At 65.6% G+C, this 707-nt stretch carries 1 protein-coding gene; it reads left to right on the forward strand.

Annotation, left to right across the window (positions count from 1 at the left end):
- The coding region (locus OC610_RS28405) for a LysR substrate-binding domain-containing protein (protein ID WP_264433048.1) at positions 1 to 690 on the forward strand (690 nt) is incomplete at its 5' end.
- Positions 691 to 707 lie beyond the last annotated feature (17 nt).

Here is a 707-nt window from a genome sequence, read left to right on the forward strand (position 1 = left end):
GCCGCGCTCAAGTCCGTGGAAAAAATGGAGCAATCTGCGCTGGAGCTGGAGCGACGGATCCAGGGCCTGGACGATCGCTTGATCGGCAACGTGCGCGTGGCCACGACCGATTCGCTGGCGATCGATTTCCTGATCCCGGCCATTGCCCGCCTGCATCAACGGCACCCCGATGTGCGCGTGCAACTGGACGCCTCCACGCAGATCATCAGCCTGGTCAAGCGCGAAGCGGACATCGCCGTGCGCAACACCCGGCCAGACAATCCTGACCTGATCGCCCGGCGGATCGCCCGCTGGCCGGTGGGGCTTTTTGCTTCGCGCGATTATGTAGCCGCCCACGGGGAGCCGACGCCCGGTAGCGCATTCGAAGGTCATGACCTGGTGGTCTATCAACCGTACTTGCAGGGGCAGAAGGAGTTCACTCTGGTCGCCGAGCCGGTCAGTCGGGGGCGGATCGTTGCCAGCCTGAGTTCAAGCCTGCTGGTGCGTCGCTCGATCGGGGCGGGAATTGGCGTGGGGGAAATCCCGGTGTACATGGGCGAGCGCGATGGCTTGGTGCGCCTGTGGCCGGAACGCACGCGACCGCTGCCGTACGAGGTCTGGTTGGTGACGCACGCGGACCTGCGCCACACGGCGCGGGTGCGGGCGGTGATCGATGAGATCGTCGGGGCGTTTGCCCAGGAAAACGAATAACGCGCCGGAGCGGCCAC

Source organism: Pseudomonas agronomica (assembly GCF_025917275.1).
Lineage (GTDB): Bacteria > Pseudomonadota > Gammaproteobacteria > Pseudomonadales > Pseudomonadaceae > Aquipseudomonas > Aquipseudomonas agronomica.